The sequence below is a fragment of the Caballeronia sp. NK8 genome (genome assembly GCF_018408855.1).
GTDB lineage: Bacteria > Pseudomonadota > Gammaproteobacteria > Burkholderiales > Burkholderiaceae > Caballeronia.
This window is the reverse complement of the sequence record NZ_AP024324.1, coordinates 243,052-260,619: the sequence shown is the minus strand read 5'-3', so window position 1 is coordinate 260,619 and position 17,568 is coordinate 243,052. Positions and strand designations below refer to the sequence as shown.

15 protein-coding genes are annotated in these 17,568 nt (G+C 62.8%); 5 read left to right on the top strand and 10 right to left on the bottom strand.

Annotated elements, in window-relative coordinates:
* Window positions 1-14: 14 nt before the first annotated feature.
* Window positions 15-953, bottom strand: coding sequence for a 3-keto-5-aminohexanoate cleavage protein (locus NK8_RS22785; RefSeq protein ID WP_213231278.1), 939 nt, complete (start codon window positions 951-953; stop codon window positions 15-17).
* Between the two features lie 140 nt (window positions 954-1,093).
* Here NK8_RS22785 and NK8_RS22780 point away from each other — a divergent pair, with 140 nt between their 5' ends.
* On the top strand, window positions 1,094-2,119 hold the full coding sequence (locus NK8_RS22780; RefSeq protein WP_213231276.1) for an AraC family transcriptional regulator: 1,026 nt from the start codon (window positions 1,094-1,096) through the stop codon (window positions 2,117-2,119).
* Between the two features lie 83 nt (window positions 2,120-2,202).
* Here the strand turns inward: NK8_RS22780 and NK8_RS22775 are convergent, their stop codons facing one another.
* The 7 genes from NK8_RS22775 to NK8_RS22745 form a co-directional block, all read right to left on the bottom strand.
* Window positions 2,203-3,603, bottom strand: coding sequence for a GntP family permease (locus NK8_RS22775; RefSeq protein WP_213231273.1), 1,401 nt, complete (start codon window positions 3,601-3,603; stop codon window positions 2,203-2,205).
* Window positions 3,604-3,763: 160 nt separating this feature from the next.
* On the bottom strand, window positions 3,764-4,060 hold the full coding sequence (locus tag NK8_RS22770) for a DUF1330 domain-containing protein (RefSeq protein WP_162069001.1): 297 nt from the start codon (window positions 4,058-4,060) through the stop codon (window positions 3,764-3,766).
* A 31-nt stretch (window positions 4,061-4,091) separates the two neighbouring features.
* Window positions 4,092-4,505, bottom strand: a complete 414-nt coding sequence (locus NK8_RS22765; RefSeq protein WP_213231272.1) for a cupin domain-containing protein — start codon at window positions 4,503-4,505, stop codon at window positions 4,092-4,094.
* Between the two features lie 54 nt (window positions 4,506-4,559).
* Window positions 4,560-5,468 carry an NAD(P)-dependent oxidoreductase gene (locus tag NK8_RS22760; RefSeq protein WP_213231270.1) on the bottom strand — a complete coding sequence of 303 codons (909 nt, stop codon included), beginning with the start codon at window positions 5,466-5,468 and terminating at the stop codon, window positions 4,560-4,562.
* A gap of 20 nt (window positions 5,469-5,488) precedes the next feature.
* Window positions 5,489-7,030 carry an acetolactate synthase large subunit gene (locus tag NK8_RS22755; RefSeq protein ID WP_213231268.1) on the bottom strand — a complete coding sequence of 514 codons (1,542 nt, stop codon included), beginning with the start codon at window positions 7,028-7,030 and terminating at the stop codon, window positions 5,489-5,491.
* A gap of 84 nt (window positions 7,031-7,114) precedes the next feature.
* A complete protein-coding gene (locus tag NK8_RS22750; protein WP_213231266.1) occupies window positions 7,115-8,338 on the bottom strand; it encodes a CaiB/BaiF CoA-transferase family protein in 1,224 nt (407 codons plus the stop codon).
* A gap of 40 nt (window positions 8,339-8,378) precedes the next feature.
* Entirely contained in the window at window positions 8,379-9,818 is a 1,440-nt protein-coding gene (locus tag NK8_RS22745) for an aldehyde dehydrogenase family protein (protein ID WP_225936392.1), read from the bottom strand.
* 469 nt (window positions 9,819-10,287) lie between these two features.
* Between NK8_RS22745 and NK8_RS22740 the strand changes: the two genes are divergently transcribed.
* Together NK8_RS22740 and NK8_RS22735 are read left to right on the top strand one after the other, a co-directional pair.
* Window positions 10,288-11,025, top strand: coding sequence for an IclR family transcriptional regulator (locus NK8_RS22740; protein WP_213231264.1), 738 nt, complete (start codon window positions 10,288-10,290; stop codon window positions 11,023-11,025).
* Between the two features lie 433 nt (window positions 11,026-11,458).
* Window positions 11,459-11,995: a hypothetical protein gene (locus NK8_RS22735; RefSeq protein ID WP_162068994.1), complete on the top strand. Its 537-nt coding sequence runs from the start codon at window positions 11,459-11,461 to the stop codon at window positions 11,993-11,995.
* Between the two features lie 443 nt (window positions 11,996-12,438).
* Here NK8_RS22735 and NK8_RS22730 read toward each other — a convergent pair whose 3' ends face one another.
* Together NK8_RS22730 and NK8_RS22725 are read right to left on the bottom strand one after the other, a co-directional pair.
* Window positions 12,439-13,047, bottom strand: coding sequence for an isochorismatase family cysteine hydrolase (locus tag NK8_RS22730; protein ID WP_213231263.1), 609 nt, complete (start codon window positions 13,045-13,047; stop codon window positions 12,439-12,441).
* Window positions 13,048-13,077: 30 nt separating this feature from the next.
* Entirely contained in the window at window positions 13,078-14,025 is a 948-nt protein-coding gene (locus tag NK8_RS22725; protein WP_213231262.1) for a pseudouridine-5'-phosphate glycosidase, read from the bottom strand.
* A gap of 269 nt (window positions 14,026-14,294) precedes the next feature.
* Here NK8_RS22725 and NK8_RS22720 point away from each other — a divergent pair, with 269 nt between their 5' ends.
* Both NK8_RS22720 and NK8_RS22715 read left to right on the top strand, forming a co-directional pair.
* Window positions 14,295-15,956 carry a 5-guanidino-2-oxopentanoate decarboxylase gene (locus tag NK8_RS22720; RefSeq protein ID WP_213231261.1) on the top strand — a complete coding sequence of 554 codons (1,662 nt, stop codon included), beginning with the start codon at window positions 14,295-14,297 and terminating at the stop codon, window positions 15,954-15,956.
* On the top strand, window positions 15,953-17,428 hold the full coding sequence (locus NK8_RS22715) for an aldehyde dehydrogenase family protein (RefSeq protein ID WP_213231260.1): 1,476 nt from the start codon (window positions 15,953-15,955) through the stop codon (window positions 17,426-17,428). The genes NK8_RS22720 and NK8_RS22715 overlap by 4 nt, the downstream gene beginning before the upstream one ends.
* Window positions 17,429-17,568 lie beyond the last annotated feature (140 nt).

The following is a 17,568-nucleotide window of genomic DNA, read 5'->3' as shown; positions in this document are numbered from 1 at the left end:
GAATATCGAGAGTCTTACGGTGTAACCTTGTCGCGCCCTTTCAGCCCGAGCATCGCGCGCGCGTCGTCCGGCGACGCTATTTCGAGCGACAGCTCTTCGAGGATGCGACGGATCTTGCGTACTTGCTGCGCGTTCGACTCGGCCTTGACGCCCTTGGCGATGTACACGCTGTCTTCCAGCCCGACGCGGACGTTGCCGCCGAGAATCGCGCTCATCGTGACGAGCGGCATCTGGTGACGGCCCGCGCCGAGCACGGAGAAGTGATAGTTCTCGCGTCCGAACAGGCGGTCGGCCGTTGCGCGCATCACGGTCATGTTCTCGGGATCCGCGCCCATGCCGCCGAGAATGCCGAACACCGACTGAATGAAGAACGGCGGCTTGATCAAGCCCTGATCGACGAAATGCGCGAGATTGTAAAGATGTCCGAGGTCATAGCACTCGAACTCGAATCGCGTGCCTTTACCGCCGAGTTCGAGGAGGATGTGCTTGATGTCCTTGAAGGTGTTGCGGAAGATCATGTCCTCCATGCCTTCGACATACCCCTTTTCCCATTCGTAGCGCCACGACGACGTTTTCGCCGCAAGCGGATGGATCGAGAAATTCATCGAGCCCATGTTGAGCGAACACATCTCGGGCGCCGCGCGCAGTGGATACGCAAGCCGCTCTTCCAGGCTCATGCGCGTGCTGCCGCCCGTCGTGATGTTGATGACCGCGTCCGTCGCCTCCGCGATGGCGGGGACGAATTCGCGGAAGATGTCGGGGTTGGGCGTCGGGCGGCCGTCGATGGGATCGCGTGCGTGGAGATGAATGATCGCCGCTCCGGCTTCGGCGGCTTCGATCGCCTGATCGCGAATCTGGGCGGGGGTGATCGGCAGATGCTCCGACATCGTCGGAACGTGGGTGGCGCCGGTGACAGCGCACGAAATGATGACCTTGCGGCTCGAATCGCTCATCGAAAAATCCTCGTCTCCGTTTCCATTCAGCGCCTCCCGTACACGGAGTGACGCCTTGTGACTCGAATCTTATTGAGGTAGCATCCGCGAGAAAAGGTCTTTTTCGGACACTCGAGAGTCCTCAGAGGACAACAGGACACATGGCTACCATTCGACCTCCGCTCAACGAACGCATGTTCGCGCCCTACAAGATCGCCGCACTGGTCGAGGTGCTGGCAGAGCAAGGCATCGCGCCTGAAGACAGCCTGAGTGGCTCGGGCGTCACGGTTGTCGAACTGCAGGACGCGTCTGTCCTCACGTCCGTCGGGCAGTACGCGACTGTCTGCAGGAATGCCGTGTCGCTCGGCTGCGAGCCGGCAACGCCTTTCAAGGTCGGACGCAAATTGCATTTGTCCGCCTACGGGATGTATGGCTACGCGCTCATGTCGTGTTTGTCGTTGCGCGACTATTTCAAGCTCGGCGTGAAGTATCACCGGCTCGCAACGCCGACCGTCGCTATCGAATGGACGGAGTATCCGGATCGCATGGTCTGGACGTTTCCTGATGCGTTCACGTCGAGTCCGTCGCGCGAACTGCGCGAATTCATCATCGAGCAGCAATACACGCAACACGTGACGCATCTTCAGGACGTCGCCGGCGGCGTATGCCCGCCGGTGAGGGCGTGTTTCTCATATCCCGCGCCCTCGCATGCAGACATTTACGCTGACTATCTCGGATGCGAATGCCTCTTCGATCAGGAGCAATGCGAGCTGGTCTACGACAGCGCGATTCTTGAACGCAAGCCGCAACTTGCTCACCCTCTCACGACGACATTGCTGCAAGAGACCTGCGATCGGTTGATTGGACAGGCGAAGACATCCAGCGGCGTCTCGGGCGAGGTGTACCAAAGCCTGATGGCCACGCCCGGATCCTTTCCCGACATGGAGAGCGTCGCGAAGTCGATGCATCTGACATCGCGCACCCTGAGGCGGCGACTGGATGAGGAAGGCTCGTCGTTCCAGGCCATCGTCGACGATGTCAAACGCTCGCTCGCGCTCGAATACCTGAAAACGACAAAGATGAGCACCGAGGACGTCGCGATGCTGCTTGGATTCAGCGATGCCGCGAACTTTCGGCGCGCGCTCAAACGGTGGACGGGGAAAGGCGCGGAGGAGCTTCGTCGCTGAAGCTGGAATCTGTCCCAACTGGTATTTGAAGTTCACCTCCACGTTGTTCGACGTCGCGCGGTCGCTGACCCCTCCCGCGGGTTTCAAACCCACCCGGTGACGTAATAGACGCCGATGACGAACGCGACGGCCATGGTCTTGATGAGCGTGATCGCGAAAATCTCCCGGTAAGACTGACGATGCGTCAACCCGGTCACTGCCAGCAACGTGATGACGGCCCCGTTGTGCGGTAGCGTGTCCATGCCGCCGCTCGCCATCGCGACGACGCGATGCAGGACATCCAGCGGTATGTGCGCGGCTTGCGCATTCCTGATCAACAAATCGGATGTCGCGGCAAGCGCGATGCTCATGCCGCCGGAGGCCGACCCGGTGATGCCGGCCAGCGTGCTCACCGACACGGCGGCATTGACGAGCGGGTTAGGGATGGTCTTGAGCGCATCGCTTACCACCAGGAAACCCGGCAATGCGGCGATCACTGCACCGAAGCCATATTCCGACGCCGTATTCATTGCGGCCAGCAAGGCGCCGCTTGCAGCAGCGCGCGTGCCATCGGCAAAAGTGGCTGCGACCCGCCTGTACGCAGTCAAGACCACGAGCGCGATGCCGAGAATCAATGCAGCCTCGACGGACCAGATCGCTGTCACCGTCTTGATCGACGTCGTAACCTGACCGTGCACGCCTGGCAGCACCTCCGGCGCCACGGTGTACGAAGGCCCATACCAGAGCGGAATCCACTTCGTGAAGCAATAGTTCGAGACGCCGACCAGGACTAGCGGCATGATCGCCAGCACCGGGTTGGGCAACATGTTCTGCGCCACGCGCTCCGGTTCGTTGACGAGCGCCGTGCCGTAACCTTCGCCCGTTGCCATCACGCTCTTTCTGCGCCATTCGAGATAGATCAGTCCGACGACGAGCATGAATACCGAATCGCTCATCCCAAGCGCAGGCGCGGCCCAGCCCGTGGTCTTGAAAAAGGTCGACGGGATGATGTTTTGAATCTGCGGCGTGCCGGGAAGCGCATCCATGGTGAAGCAGAACGCGCCCAACGCGATGACGCCAGGCATTAACCGCTTCGGAATGTTGCTCTGCCGATAGAGTTCCGCAGCGAATGGATAGACCGCAAACACGACCACGAATACCGACACCCCGCCGTAAGTCAGCAACGCGCACACCGTAATGATCACGACATTCGCGCGTGAACGGCCGATATACCGGATGGCGGCCGCGACAATGGCGGCTGCAAATCCCGATATCTCGATCAACTTTCCAAATAATGCGCCAAGCAGAAACACCGGAAAGTAGAGCTTCACGAAGCCAACCATCTTCTCCATGAAGATGCCCGAGAACACCGGCGCCACGGCTGCGGGTTCCGTGAGGAAGACAGCGCCGAGCGCGGCGATCGGCGCAAAAAGAATCACGCTGTAGCCGCGATACGCCGCGACCATGAGAAACGTCAGCGAACAAAGAACAATTACCAAGGCCATACCTGTCTCCGGTCCTGACTATTTCTTTCGGTTTTGATTTTTCAAACTAACAGTGAAGTCTTCGGCTGTTTTCAAAATCTGGTCTCCCAATTTTATTTAGCCATACGAAATTACAAGGATGGAGTATCGCGCTGGATGACCCGACAACATTCAGATTGACTTAACTGGCCCCGGCGAGACACATGACTCGCGCCTCTGCATTACGCAGTCGCAGCGGCAGGATGTCCTGATACGCGGTCGATGCATACCATTCTTCCGCGCGTTGGAGGCTTTCGAATTCGAGGACCACGATCGTGCCGCCATCCGTTGTTCCTTCCAGCACGTTTTGCGTGCCGCCACGAATCAGGAACACGCCGCCGTATGCGTCGAGCGTTGCCTGAACCTTGCTGCTGTATTCGCTCCACTCGGCGTTGGCCGAGCGAATATTCACTTCGGCAAAAATATAACCTTTGGTCATTTTGAAGTTCTCTCTGCGTTCGTTATGTCGTTCAACGTCGGGAAGCGAAGGCCTCGGGCGCTTCGCAGGCCACCGTGCCCATCTTTGCCGGCACGGACACTTCGAGAAGCTCGAAGTCTTCCGAGATGGCGATCTCGTTGTGCTTCAGCCCACCCGGAATAAGCAGCGATTCGCCTGCGCTCACGCGAATCTTCCGTCCGTCCTCGATCAGTAGATCAACCCATCCTCGCAACGTGAAGATGAACTGGGACTCGCACAAGTGGTAGTGCCAGCCCGTTTGCTGCATGTCGCCCGTGGCAATGGTGAGTTGCGCACGCATGCGACCGTCCGTGGCATCCGTGACACCAAGGTCGCGATATTTGAAGAACTCGCGACGCCCCGGCACCAGTGGTGCCGTTTCCGGAGTGGCATAGGCAAGTTTCGCGATCAGCTCGGCGGAATTCATGATTTTCTCCGTGGGTTCAGGCAGTTGAAGGGTTAATGAACGCTATCCGCGGAGCTATCGTCGTGGCGCGCCACGAACCGTCACGCCGCCGCGTACTTCCACGATCTTGAGGATGGACGTGAAGTCGTCGCCTCCGTGGCCCTGTTCGATGGCGCCATGCCACAGACTTCGCGCTTCGTTCAGCACGGGCACCGGCACGTCGAGCGCCTTTGCTTCGGCAATGGCAAGCTCCACGTCCTTTGCCACGATCGACATGTACGCACCGAAGTCGAATGCGCCGCAGATGGCGAAGCGGGCGAGAATATCCGCGGCCGCGCTGTGGCCGGTGCTCGACCGGATCACCTCGATCATGGCGTCCGCGTCGAGTCCCGCCGTCGCGCCGATCGTGAGCGCCTCGGAAGCCACGGCCATGTTGGCTGCGAGCATGATGTTGTTCACCAGCTTCATCGCCTGGGCCTGGCCGGGCTGTTCGCCGAGCCGGCAGATTGTCTTTGCGATGAGTGTGAGCCACGGCATGGCGGTAGCGATGGTTTCGTCATTGCCGGACAGCATGATCGACAAGGTGCCTGCGCGCGCCGCAGCGGGCCCGCCGCTGACTGGCGCATCGATGGTCGCGATGTTCGAGGCAGCGAGCCGCTTCGCATTCGACGAGATCACGGTCGGTCCGAGCGTGGACATCTCGATATAGGTTTGCACGCGCTTGCCCAAAACCACGGCATCCTGCCCGAACAGCGCGCGTTCGCAGACGTCGCTGTTCGGCAGACAGGCCATGACAACGGTCGCCGCATCCGCCACCGAACGCGGGCTGGCATGCGCGATCGCGCCAGCTTCGACGAGCGGCCCGACCGCTTCCGGATTCGGGTCGAACACATGCAGCGTCGAGCCTGGATGAATGAGCCGCAGGGCAATCGCGGCGCCCATGTTTCCGAGGCCCAGAAAGCCGAGATGCGTGGTATTGCTCACGTTGTTGAGTCTCCGTGAATTCAGATGATCAGTTCGATCAGGAAAGGCCCGTTTTGCAGGAAGCTCTGCTTCATCAGGTCCGCGCATGCTTCCAGTGTCGTCGCGCGCGCCGCTTCCACGCCCATGCCATTGGCGAGCTTTACCCAGTCGAGTTCGGGGTTGGAGAGATCGAGCATGCTCATTGCGGTCGGGCCCGGAATGGCGCCGACATTCTGGTATTCGCCGATCAGGATGTTGTATTTCCGGTTGCTGAGAAGGATCGTCGTGCAGGGCAGCTTCTCGCGAGCTTGGGTCCATAAGGACTGCAACGAATACATGGCCGAGCCGTCCGCCTGCAGACTGATGACTCGCCTCGCTCCACTGCTCGCCACCGCCGCGCCGGTCGCCACGGGCAGGCCGTCGCCGATGGCGCCGCCAGTCAGTTGAAGCCAGTCGTGCGGCGCGGCCCCATGGGTGAACTGGTAGAAGCCGCGCCCGAACGAAACGCTCTCGTCGGACACGATGGCGTTCTCCGGCATGAGCGCGGCCAGCGTCCGCGCGAGGCCTTCCGGCGTCGGCGTGCCCCGGCCCGCTTCGGGTCGCGGACCGGCATCGGGCATGGCGGCCGGGGGCGCATTCAGCGCTTGCGCGAGCGCCAGCAATGCGGAAACAGGATCCTGCTCGACGCGCGACACGGTGTGAATCTGCGCAGTGCCCGAGTATTGAATGGAAGGCTTGCCGGGGTACGCAAAGAATCCGACCGGTGCTTTCGCGTTGACCAGGATGATGTGCTGGAATGGCTCCAGCAGCTTGATGGCCTGATCGGTGTTGTACGGCAGGCGCTCGATCGGCAAGCGGCCACGGCCGCGCGCGACGCGTCCGTTCACATACTCGTACTTCAGTGTCGCGCCCGTTGCGCTCGCGATGCGCCATGCCAGCTCCTGCGCTTGCGGCATCGCGCAGTGTCCGCCGAGCAGGATCAGTACGTTCGGGTTGTGCCGAAGGATGCGCGCAGCCGTCTCGACCGCGAACGGATCGACGGCAGGCGCGGCGGGAACGGGCAGCGCGCGCGCGGCGACGCCACCTGCATCCCACGACGTATCGGACGGCAGAATGAGCGTGGCGATCTGTCCCGGCGCGGTGCGCGCCGCCGCCACCGCCGTCGCCGCATCCCTGCCGACATCGGCCGCGTGCCGGCTCGTGCGCACCCAGCGCGACACGGCATTGGCGAGGCCAGCGGTATCGGCGGTGAGCGGTGCATCGAACGGCTGATGATAGGTCGCCTGATCGCCCACGATATTGACGATGCCGCTATTGGCCCGGCGCGCGTTGTGCAGATTCGCCCAGCCATTGGCGAGCCCCGGCCCGCAGTGCAGCAGCGTGCTCGCCGGCTTGCCGGCGATACGGTAGTAACCATCGGCCATGCCGGTCACGATGTTTTCCTGAAGGCCGAGCACGCAACGCATGCCCGGGATCTGATCCAGTGCCGCAACGAAGTGCATCTCACTGGTTCCGGGATTGGCGAAGCAGGTGTCGACGCCCGACTCGAGCAACGTGGTAACAAGACTCTCAGCGCCATTCATGCTGTACTTTCTCCGATTCAACGATATGCGCGCCGGCCGGCAAGGAACGCCTGCCCGGTTCGCGATTGCAGCACTGCGGGTCTTTCATACGATCGCGCGGCTGCGCAGCGCCTCGATATCGCCCGCACGCATCCCGCAGAGCGATGCGAGCACCTCGTCGGTGTGCTGACCGAGCGTTGGCGGCGGCGTATCGTAGGTCATGGGTGACGCGGACATGCGGATAGGACTGGCCACGCTCGGCACGCTGCCTGCCAACGGATGCGCAATGTCCACCCGCATCTGCCGATGTTTCACCTGCGGATGCTCGAACGCCTGCGCGATGCTGTTGATGGGCCCGGCGGGCACGCTTTTCCGATTGAGCTGCACGGTCCACTCGTCCACCGTGCGCGTGAGCATCATCTTTTCGAGCATGGGAATGAGCACATCGCGGTGAGCCACGCGTGCAGCGTTGGTCGCGAATCTCGGGTCGGCCGCGAGATGAAGGCAGTCACCCGTCTCGCAGAACTTCGCGAACTGACTGTCGTTGCCGACGGCGATCACCATTTGCCCGTCCTTCGCGTCGAACACCTGATACGGCACGATGTTCGCGTGTGCATTGCCTTGCCGGCGCGGCGTCGTCCCCGAGACGAGGTAGTTCAGGTTCATGTTGGCCATCGTCGCCACCTGAACATCGAGTAACGCCATGTCGATGTACTGCCCTTCACCCGTTGTGGCCCGCTGGGCGATGGCCGCGAGTATCGCGACCGTCGCATACATGCCGGTCATGATGTCCGCAAACGCGACGCCGACCTTCTGCGGGCCACCACCTGAACACTCATCGCGCTCGCCGGTGATGCTCATGAGGCCGCCCATGCCCTGCACGATGAAGTCGTAGCCGGCCATCCCGGCGAGCGGTCCGGTCTGCCCGAAACCCGTCACCGAGCAATAGACGAGACGCGGGTTGAGTTTCCGAAGGTCTTCGTATGACAGACCATAGCGGGCCATATCGCCCACCTTGTAGTTCTCGATGAATACGTCGGCCTGTGCCGCGAGCTGACGGACGATGGCCTGACCCTCCGCACGCGCTATGTTCAGGGTCACAGACTTCTTACCGCGATTGGCCGCGAGATAGTAGGCGGCTTCGCCCGTGGATCGACCGTCTGGGTCCGTCAGATAGGGCGGTCCCCAGCCACGCGTGTCATCGCCGTTTCCGGGCCGTTCGATCTTGATGACTTCCGCTCCCAGATCCGCGAGCGTCTGACTCGCCCAGGGTCCGGCGAGCACGCGCGACAGATCCAGCACGCGTACACCGGATAGTGCTTTGGACATCTGTTCTCTCCTGCTTGAGTCGTGTTGATGCGGGCAGTCTTCAGGCGTGCGCCCAGCCGGAGACGGCCTTGACCTCGAGAAACTCCTCGATGCCCCACACGCCGCCCTCACGTGCACGGCCCGATGCCTTGATGCCGCCGAAAGGCGATCCGGCTCCACGCGGTTTGCCGTTCATCTCGACCATGCCGGAGCGCAGCCGCGCGGCGACGCGATTGCGCTTCTCGCCGTCCGTGGATTGCACGTAGTTGGCGAGGCCGTAGGGCGTGTCGTTGGCAATGGCGATGGCTTCATCCTCGCTATCGAACGGGATGATCGAGAGCACCGGCCCGAAGATCTCCTCGCGGGCAATGGCCATCTGGTTACTCACGTCGGCGAAGACAGTCGGACGAACGAAGTAACCAGCCTCCTGTCCGCGTGGGCGTCCGGGACCGCCTGCCACGAGTCGCGCGCCTTCGTCGATACCCTTTTCGATCATCTCCTGCACTTTCATGAACTGCGCCTCGGATGCGAGCGGCCCCATATGCTTGCCCGGCTGATGAGCCACATCGACGGCCACGCTTTGCGCGATCTCGCGCGCTTGCTCGACCACGCGCGCATAAATCGACCGCTCGACCAGCATGCGCGTGGGTGCGTTGCAGCTTTGTCCCGTGTTCTTGAAGCAATGGAGCACACCGCGCTTCACTGCGCCGGCATCCGCGTCTGCGAAGACAAGATTCGCGCCTTTGCCGCCGAGTTCGAGCGACACGCGCTTGAGGGTCTGCGCCGCCGCGATCGAAATGGCGATGCCCGCGCGCGTCGAACCGGTGAAGCTGATCATGTCCACATCCGGATGGGATGAGAGCCGTGCGCCCGCTTGCGCGCCGTCGCCATTGACGAGATTGAAGACACCGCCCGGGAAGCCCGCTTCGTCGATGTACTCCGCGAAAAGCAGCGACGACAACGGGGCGATTTCCGAGGGCTTGAGCACCGCGGTGCAGCCCGCGAGCAACGCGGGCACGACCTTCAGCGCGACCTGGTTCATCGGCCAGTTCCACGGCGTGATGAGGCCCGCTACGCCGATCGGCTCCATCAGGATGCGGTCATCGGGAGCGTGAGCTCCCAGCGGGCGTTCGAATCGAAAGTCACGAAATGCGGCGATGAAATTTTCGATGTGGAACGCACCAGCGCCGACGTGATCGTGCGCGGCCAGGTCGATGGGCGCGCCCATTTCCAGGCTGATCATCTCCGCCATCTCGGGCGCGCGACGCTCGTAGATCGCAAGGAGCTTCTCCACCAGCGCGAGGCGCTCGACCGGCGTGGTACGCGACCAGCCGGTGAAGGCACGGCGCGCCGCATCGACCGCACGATCGATGTCGGTTTCATCGCCGGCGGAAATGACTGCGCAGGGCTGTCCGGTCGATGGATCGACGACGGGAAGCGCCCGCACCGTCCGGGGTTCATCCCAGCGCCCATCGATATAAAACTCTCTTTTTTCAAGCACGATTTCTCTCAGGCTGCAGATTTCAGAATCGACGCTTCCCGTATTGCGAAGAGCGGGAAGTCCCATTGGCCGAACGGTAAGCTCGGTCATTTGACGTTGCAAATAGGGATAACCCGTTGTCTATAGGATAACGATCGGCAGGCCCGTGGGCCGGTCGTTCCCCCCTGATCGACAGGTTTGAATCGAATCAAAAAGAAATGCGGAAAACGGCCATTCCGCGAGGAAAGGGGCGAATGCGGGCGGCATTGACCGGACCGGACAGCGTGGTGCGAGTGGTAGAGTTAACAGCCCGCCTGAGCGCGAATCCCCACGTCGATCGACGATCCGGATCAAGGAAATCACCGCATTGCCCACAACGAAAAGACGAGCTACGCAGACTTCGACGCCGTCCAGGCACGAATTGTCTGCCGGGTCCGCCGACAGTGGCGGCGGGCGACGGCGCATCCAGTCGGCGGACAAGGCGACGGAAATGCTGCTTGCGCTCGTCACAGCCGGGAAGGCTGCGCCGTTGCGAGAACTGGCGCGCGCGGCAGGCATGCCGAACAGCCTTGCGCATCGTTATCTCGCCAGTCTCACTGCGAGCGGTCTGGCCGTGCAGGACGAAATCACCGGACTTTACGATCTCGGCCCCGCTGCGATTCGCATCGGCGCGTCCGCGCTCGGACGCCTCGATCCTTTGCGGCTTGCCGGCGAAGCGATGCCGCAACTGGTCGCCGACACGGGTCTCCCCACACTGCTCAATGTGCTCGGTGATCGCGGTCCAACCATCGTCCGTTGGGAACGCAGTTATGTTCCCTTCATCACGACGCTGTCAGTCGGATCGACATTCCAGTTGACCAACTCGGCAACGGGGCGCGCGATGCTCGCGTTCATGCCCTCTCAGATAAGAGACCATCTGATCGAACTGGCCGTATCGAAGAATCACGAAAAGCCGCCGTCAGATCTGCTCGATCGTCTGGCAACGGTTCGTCGGCGTGGTTATGACGAGGCGGAGTCCGTGCTCATCCCCGGCCTCGCCGCCATAAGCGCGCCGATTCTGGACGTGCAGGAAGAAGCCGTTGCCTGTCTGACCTTGATTGGCGCGAGCGTGGAAGTGTCGTCGATCAAGGAAATGGCTATCGCGCGCCTGGTCGAAGCGAGTTCGCGCGTGTCGCAGGCATGCGGAAGCCGGTTCTCGTTTGGCGGCGATGGCGTCGCGGAACCTTGACAATCGAATGCGTTGCAAAAGCCGGTGCGGCGTGACGGCTTCCGGCTCGCCCGCATTGAAGCGCGGCGCATCGACACGGCGCTTCGCTAGATCCCACTGGCACAAACATCGATCACATCGAGCAACGCGCGCTTGAGGGCAGTCGCCGGCGGCAAGTAGGCAAGTCCGACGCCCGCCGTTTGGCCGTGGAGCTGGAGAGCCAAACGAAGGCAGCCAGGCCGCGAGATGCGGGTCGGTTACGTCCGCTGCGTCATACGGCGAAGCCCGCCCCCGCGAGCATCGACGTGCGCGAACGCGTCTCCATCGCCTCGCCGTCCAAGCCGAGGATTTGCGGACCTTCCACCATTCCGAGTTGAGAGGGATATCGGAGCGCGCCTAGCAGAGTTGTGTCGCGATAAACCTATACTTCGCGACTTTTCTCGCGTTACGCATCATGAACCGAAACACTCTCTCGCTTGCGGTAGCAAGCTTCGCGCTGATTTGCATCGGCGCGCTTGCCTGCCCCAAGACGGGCGACATGCGACCAAAAGACGAGGCCGCGCTCATTGCTGTCGTGAATCATCAAGCACAGCGCTGGGATGACGCCGAGAATGATGTCCAGCACGAGTCGATTGGACCCGCACGCGACACCTCGCTGTGCAACATGCCGAAGGAGGCTCGCAATTGGAGCGGTACGGTCGAACGTATCGATACATATCTTGCCAACGAAGCGCGGTTTGAAATCAGGATTGCGCCCAATCTGACGCTGGGCACGAACGGCGAGTTGCAGGACGCCGGGTCGAAGATTCAGCGGGGAACGCGGCTGTTCGATTCGGTCGCAAAGCTTTCGCGCGGACAGCGAGTCGTTTTCTCCGGGCGATTTGTGCCGGATTCAAAAGGCTGCTTGACCGGATACGGCACGGCCGAGCGAGGCAGCGCGATTGCGCCGAAGTTTGTCTTTGCCTTTGATCGCGTTAGCCTCTTGAGATAGAGAGCTATCGGTACATGGAGCGAATCGCGCGCGAGCGCGGCAAGCATTCTTTAGCCGCTGCTGACGCTGCTTGATGAGCGCCGCGAGGTTCGCCGCGTTATACGTCACACTTCGCGTGCCATCGCCCTTCGTGTACGAAAAGTAGACGCCTTGCGCGCCGGTCGCGAGCTTCACATAAGCCGCTTGACGCGATCGAGATGCCAGAGTCGCTCGTTTCACAAACGGCCCAATTCGCGAGACTCTCGTTCGTGCTCTTTCCTTTGAGTATGGTCTTTATGTGTTTTGCATCGCTACAACGCTAACTGTGAAACCAAACCGCGCGAGGCTGCGCTCTGTCCTGCGAGCGTCATGGCGAGTTCGCCATTGATCACAGCAATTACTATGCTAACTGACGGATTCATCTTTCAGTAGATTGCCGGGACCGCTTTTTCGAAAGTGGTCCTTCAGCCCATCCCACTCGACGCGAGCAGCACCAAGGCATCCGCAAGCGACAACACGGTGGTACGCGAATCGAACGCGGTGGAAAACAGATGGTCATGCACCACCTGATCCGGGTCGTAACAACAATCCTTGACCGTGTACAGGCGAAAGTCCGCATCGCTCGCATACGCAACCGACGACAACACGACCCCGGTCGACGCAATACCGGCCATGATCAGCGAATCGAAGCCTCGTGCAGCGAGCCGTTCCGCGAGACCGGTGCCGAAGAACACGCTGGCCCGGTGCGCGATGACGAGCGGTTCATCGTCGCGCCGGCCCAACTCCGGCGCGATACCGTCGTCGGTGAAAAGACCCAGCCGTTTGATTCCCTGCCCGTTCTTGTTCGATGGGCTGACTTCCGGATAGCCCGGACTGAAGCGGAGATTGGCGAAATAAACGCCGACGCCGCTCGCCCGCGCCGCGTCGCATAGCTTGCGCGTATTGGCGATCAGCGCTGGCGCGACCGATGGAAACAGCCCGAGAATATCGGTCTGGTAATGCATGACGATGAGCGCGGTTCGCGCCGGCGCGATTGCCGGAATGTGCGGGCTCGAGCGCTGCTCTGTTTCCATATCCACTCTCCTTTGCGTCGAACACGGCCATCAGGCCTGGCCTGCCCCAGGCTTCGCATGCGCCAGCGCCAACGCCAATCTCGCCCCCACCTCGGCATTGTGTTTCACGATCGCGATGTTCGTCGCCAGACTGCGCCCGCCCGTCAGCGCGTGGATGCGAGCCAGCAAGAAAGGGGTCAGCGCCTTGCCGGTGATGCCTCGCTCCGTCGCCGCGACGAGCGCCTGCCGCGTCAGAGCGTCGATCTCTTCGACCGCCATCTCCGACGCTTTCGGCACCGGCGTGCTCAATACCACACCCCCGGCGAGTCCCAGATCCCACTTGGCGCGGAGGAAGCGTGCCTGCTGCGCCGCGTCGTCCAGCCTGAAGTCCGCGCGAAAGCCGCTGTCGCGCGTGTAGAACGCCGCGAAATTGTCCTGCTCGCAACTGAGCACCGGCACGCCGTGCGTCTCCAGGTATTCCAGCGTGAGCCCGATGTCCAGGATGGACTTCGCGCCGGCGCAGACCACCGCCACCGAGGTCTTCGCCAGCTCCTGCAGATCGGCCGAGATATCGAACGTTTCCTGCGCGCCCCGGTGCACGCCGCCAATGCCGCCGGTGACGAATACCTCGATGCCCGCCAGTGCGGCACATATCATCGTGCCGGCAACCGTCGTGGCCCCAGGCTCGCCGCTGGCCAGCACGGCCGGCAGGTCGCGGCGGCTGACCTTGTGCACGTGGTCCGAACGGCCGAGCAGTTCCAGCTCGCCATCCGTCACGCCGACGCGGATTCGCCCGCCGATCACGGCGATCGTCGCGGGTTCGGCCCCGGCATCCCGAATCAGCGCCTCTACTTCGCGCGCGGTCCGGATGTTCTCGGGGTATGGCATGCCGTGGGCGATGATGGTCGATTCCAGCGCCACGATGGGGCGGCCCGCGCCCCGCGCGGCGGCCACGGGCGCGCTCAAGGTCAGCCATGATCGTGCAAGGTCGTTAGCCATGTCGATGTTCCCGGCGGTGCGATGCCAAAGTATGCAGCATCGCGCCATTCTGCTTCGGACATCGTTCGTTCCTTTCCCGCATTGGCTCCGTGCATGCGGGTCTTCCCGGCCTCATGCAGGGAAGTCATGCGCCCCATGAGATCTTTTCGATTGTCGCCACGACCGGGCCGCGTCGAGAATGATTCCACCCCACCCGCCGCCAGCGCGCACTGTTGACTCGTGCACCCCGACCGCGTCCGTGCTCAAACCAACCAGGAATGCGACGACCGATGAACCTTCGCGAATCCAGCAAGCACTTCGACTCATGCCTTCGAACCTGTGGCGAAACGCTCGTCACATTGCTCGAAAACTACGGCGTCGAGTACGTCTTCGGCATCCCGGGCGTGCACACCGTGGAGCTCTATCGCGGGCTCGCGCACTCGTCGATGCGGCACGTGACGCCTCGTCACGAACAAGGCGCGGGCTTCATGGCCGACGGCTACGCGCGTGTCACGGGCAAGCCCGGCGTGTGCTTCATCATCACCGGGCCGGGCATGACCAACATCGCGACCGCGATGGCGCAAGCCTATGCCGACTCCATTCCGATGCTCGTGATATCGAGCGTCAATGCACGCAGCCACCTCGGCAACGGCGACGGTCGTCTGCATGAGCTTCCTTCGCAGCGCCAAGTATTCGACGGACTCGCCGCGTTCTCCCACACCCTGCTCGATGCCGCCGAGTTGCCTCAGGTGCTGGCTCGCGCGTTCGCGGTGTTCGAGAGCGCGCGGCCACGGCCCGTGCATATCGAGATTCCGCTCGATGTCATCGTGTCCCCGGTGCATGCGATGAAGGCTTCGCCCGCTGTGCGCGCGGCGAAACCCACCGCGCATCCCGCCGCGCTCGCCGCTGCCGTCGAACTGCTCGCCGATGCCCGCCGCCCGCTGATTCTCGCCGGCGGCGGCGCGGCGCACGCAGCGGTCGAATTGCGCGAGCTGGCCGAGCGGCTGCAGGCGCCCGTCGCGCTCACCACCAACGCGAAAGGACTTCTGCCCTGCGCAGAGCCGCTTCTCGTCGGCTCGACACAGTCGCTGCCGCCGACCCGCGCGATGATTCGCGAAGCCGACGTCGTGCTCGCGGTCGGCACCGAACTGGGCGAAACCGACTACGACGTGCTTTTCGATGGCGGGTTCGCGATCGACGGACAACTCATCCGCATCGACATCGATGCGCAGCAGGTCATGCGCAATGCGCAACCGGACGTGGCTATCGTCGGCGACTCGCGCGAGACGTTGAGCGCGCTGTCGACGAGACTGCACGAGCGACCGGTGCGTCCCGCATCGCCCGACTGGGGCGCGGCGCGCGTGACGGCGGTGCGCGAGGCCATCTTCGCCGGCTGCGACGCCGCGATGCGATCGCAGCAACGCCTGATCGACACGATCGTCGACGCGCTGCCCGGCGTCATCATCGCAGGCGATTCGACGAGCCCGGTCTACGCGGGCAATTTTCTTCACGATGCGCCGGCCCCGCGCTCATGGTTCAACTCGTCCACCGGCTACGGCACGCTCGGATACGGGCTGCCCGCCGCGATCGGCGCGAAGCTTGCCGCGCGCGAGCGGCCGGTCGTGTGTCTGATCGGCGACGGCGGCCTTCAGTTCACGCTGCCGGAACTGGCGAGCGCGGTGGAAGCGCGCGTGCCCGTCATCGTGCTGCTCTGGAACAACTTCGGCTACGGCGAGATCCGCAAATATATGGACCAGCGCGATATCTCGCCTGTTGGCGTCGATATCTACACGCCCGACTTCATCGCGCTGGCGAAAGCCTTCGGATGCGAGGCTGCGCGCGCCGACGATCCACAGGCGCTCGACACGCAATTGCGGAAAGCGATATCGCGCGAGGTCCCGACCGTGATCGAGGTTCGCGAAGCCGACTGGTTTGCGCGGGTGCCGTCATGAGCGAGCAGACACGTTCCCTTTTCGATGTCCCGCTGCGCACGCAACTTTTCATCGATGGCCGCTGGTGCGCGCCCGAGACGCGGCGGCGCTTGGCCGTCGTCAATCCGTCGACGGAAGAAACGATCGTCGAAGTGGAGGTCGGCGGCCCCGCCGATGTCGATTGCGCCGTGCGCGCGGCATCGCGTGCATTTCGCGCCTGGAAGCAGACATCGGGCGCACAGCGCGCCGGCTTTCTGCGTGCGCTTGCGCGCGCTGTGGAGGCGCATGGCGAGCACCTCGCCGCGCTTCAGTCGCTCAACAACGGCAAGCCGATTGCCGAATCGCGCATCGACGTCGGCGACGTGGTCGCGACCTTCGACTACTACGCTGAACTCGCCGACACGCTGGACGCAGCCGAAGAAGAGATCGCGATTCCGAGCAGCGATCATCGCGCCGTGATCCGTCGTGAACCGACGGGCGTGGTCGGCCTGATCGTGCCATGGAACTTCCCGATGGTCACGACAGCGTGGAAGCTCGCCCCCGCGCTCGCCGCGGGATGCACCGTCGTGCTGAAGCCTTCCGAATTCACCCCCTTGCCGGAGCTGGAGCTGGCCGCGATCGTCGAGCGCGCGGGTCTGCCGCCCGGCGTATTCAACGTCGTGACGGGCACCGGCGCGGAGGTCGGTGCGGCGCTCACGACGCATCCGCTCGTGTCGAAGGTGTCGTTCACCGGCAGCACGGCGGTCGGCGAGCAGGTCATGAAAGCGGCGGCGCAATCCATCAAGGGCGTGAGCCTCGAACTGGGCGGCAAGTCGTCGATCGTCGTGTTCGCGGACGCCGACCTCGATCTCGCCGTCGATCTCGTCACGGGCGGCGCGTTCTTCAATGCCGGACAGATGTGCTCGGCCACGTCGCGGGTGCTCGTCGAGCGGCCGCTCGCGGAGGCGCTGATCGCGCGCCTCGCCGACCGCGTGGCGCGAACCGTCGTCGGCGATCCGTTTGCCTCCGGCGTGCAGATGGGGCCGCTCACGAACCGCGCGCAATACGAACGCGTGCAACGTTTCATCGCGCGGGGCAAGGCGGATGGCGCGAGTCTCGTGGTCCAGGGCGAAGCGCCGGAAGGAGCAGGCTATTTCGTTCAGCCAACCATGTTCGTCGATCTTCCCACCGACAGCGCAATATGGCGCGAAGAAATATTCGGACCCGTGTTATGCGTGCGCAGCTTCGATACGGAAGACGATGCGATCGCCACGGCCAACGATACCGAGTTCGGCCTGGTCGCAACCGTCGTCACGCGCGACGGGCCACGCGGCCAGCGCGTTGCCGGCGCGCTGCAGGCCGGCGTCGTCTGGATCAATTCACCGCAACTGATCTTTCCTCAGACGTCCTGGGGCGGCTACAAGAAAAGCAGCATCGGCCGCGAACTGGGGCCGTTCGGACTCGCGGCATTCCAGGAAGTCAAACAGATCCTGAGCGCGGCCGATCCAGTTTGAAAGGCTTTTCGAAGCTTGAGCCATGCGTTCGGCTCATGGCAACCATGCCGAGAATTCGATTGTTGCCGAAATTTGGCATCCCTAGAGTGTTCTCACCGAAGCCGTTGTTGATCGACCCACCGCATTGACCGACCGCTGCA

Excerpts from the sequence above, each read along its gene's own strand:
- NK8_RS22785 (WP_213231278.1), bottom strand. The coding sequence starts at position 953 with ATGAGCGATTCGAGCCGCAAGGTCATCATTTCGTGCGCTGTCACCGGC.
- NK8_RS22780 (WP_213231276.1), top strand. The coding sequence starts at position 1,094 with ATGGCTACCATTCGACCTCCGCTCAACGAACGCATGTTCGCGCCCTAC.
- NK8_RS22775 (WP_213231273.1), bottom strand. The coding sequence starts at position 3,603 with ATGGCCTTGGTAATTGTTCTTTGTTCGCTGACGTTTCTCATGGTCGCG.
- NK8_RS22770 (WP_162069001.1), bottom strand. The coding sequence starts at position 4,060 with ATGACCAAAGGTTATATTTTTGCCGAAGTGAATATTCGCTCGGCCAAC.
- NK8_RS22765 (WP_213231272.1), bottom strand. The coding sequence starts at position 4,505 with ATGAATTCCGCCGAGCTGATCGCGAAACTTGCCTATGCCACTCCGGAA.
- NK8_RS22755 (WP_213231268.1), bottom strand. The coding sequence starts at position 7,030 with ATGAATGGCGCTGAGAGTCTTGTTACCACGTTGCTCGAGTCGGGCGTC.
- NK8_RS22750 (WP_213231266.1), bottom strand. The coding sequence starts at position 8,338 with ATGTCCAAAGCACTATCCGGTGTACGCGTGCTGGATCTGTCGCGCGTG.
- NK8_RS22740 (WP_213231264.1), top strand. The coding sequence starts at position 10,288 with ATGCTGCTTGCGCTCGTCACAGCCGGGAAGGCTGCGCCGTTGCGAGAA.
- NK8_RS22735 (WP_162068994.1), top strand. The coding sequence starts at position 11,459 with ATGAACCGAAACACTCTCTCGCTTGCGGTAGCAAGCTTCGCGCTGATT.
- NK8_RS22730 (WP_213231263.1), bottom strand. The coding sequence starts at position 13,047 with ATGGAAACAGAGCAGCGCTCGAGCCCGCACATTCCGGCAATCGCGCCG.
- NK8_RS22725 (WP_213231262.1), bottom strand. The coding sequence starts at position 14,025 with ATGGCTAACGACCTTGCACGATCATGGCTGACCTTGAGCGCGCCCGTG.
- NK8_RS22720 (WP_213231261.1), top strand. The coding sequence starts at position 14,295 with ATGAACCTTCGCGAATCCAGCAAGCACTTCGACTCATGCCTTCGAACC.
- NK8_RS22715 (WP_213231260.1), top strand. The coding sequence starts at position 15,953 with ATGAGCGAGCAGACACGTTCCCTTTTCGATGTCCCGCTGCGCACGCAA.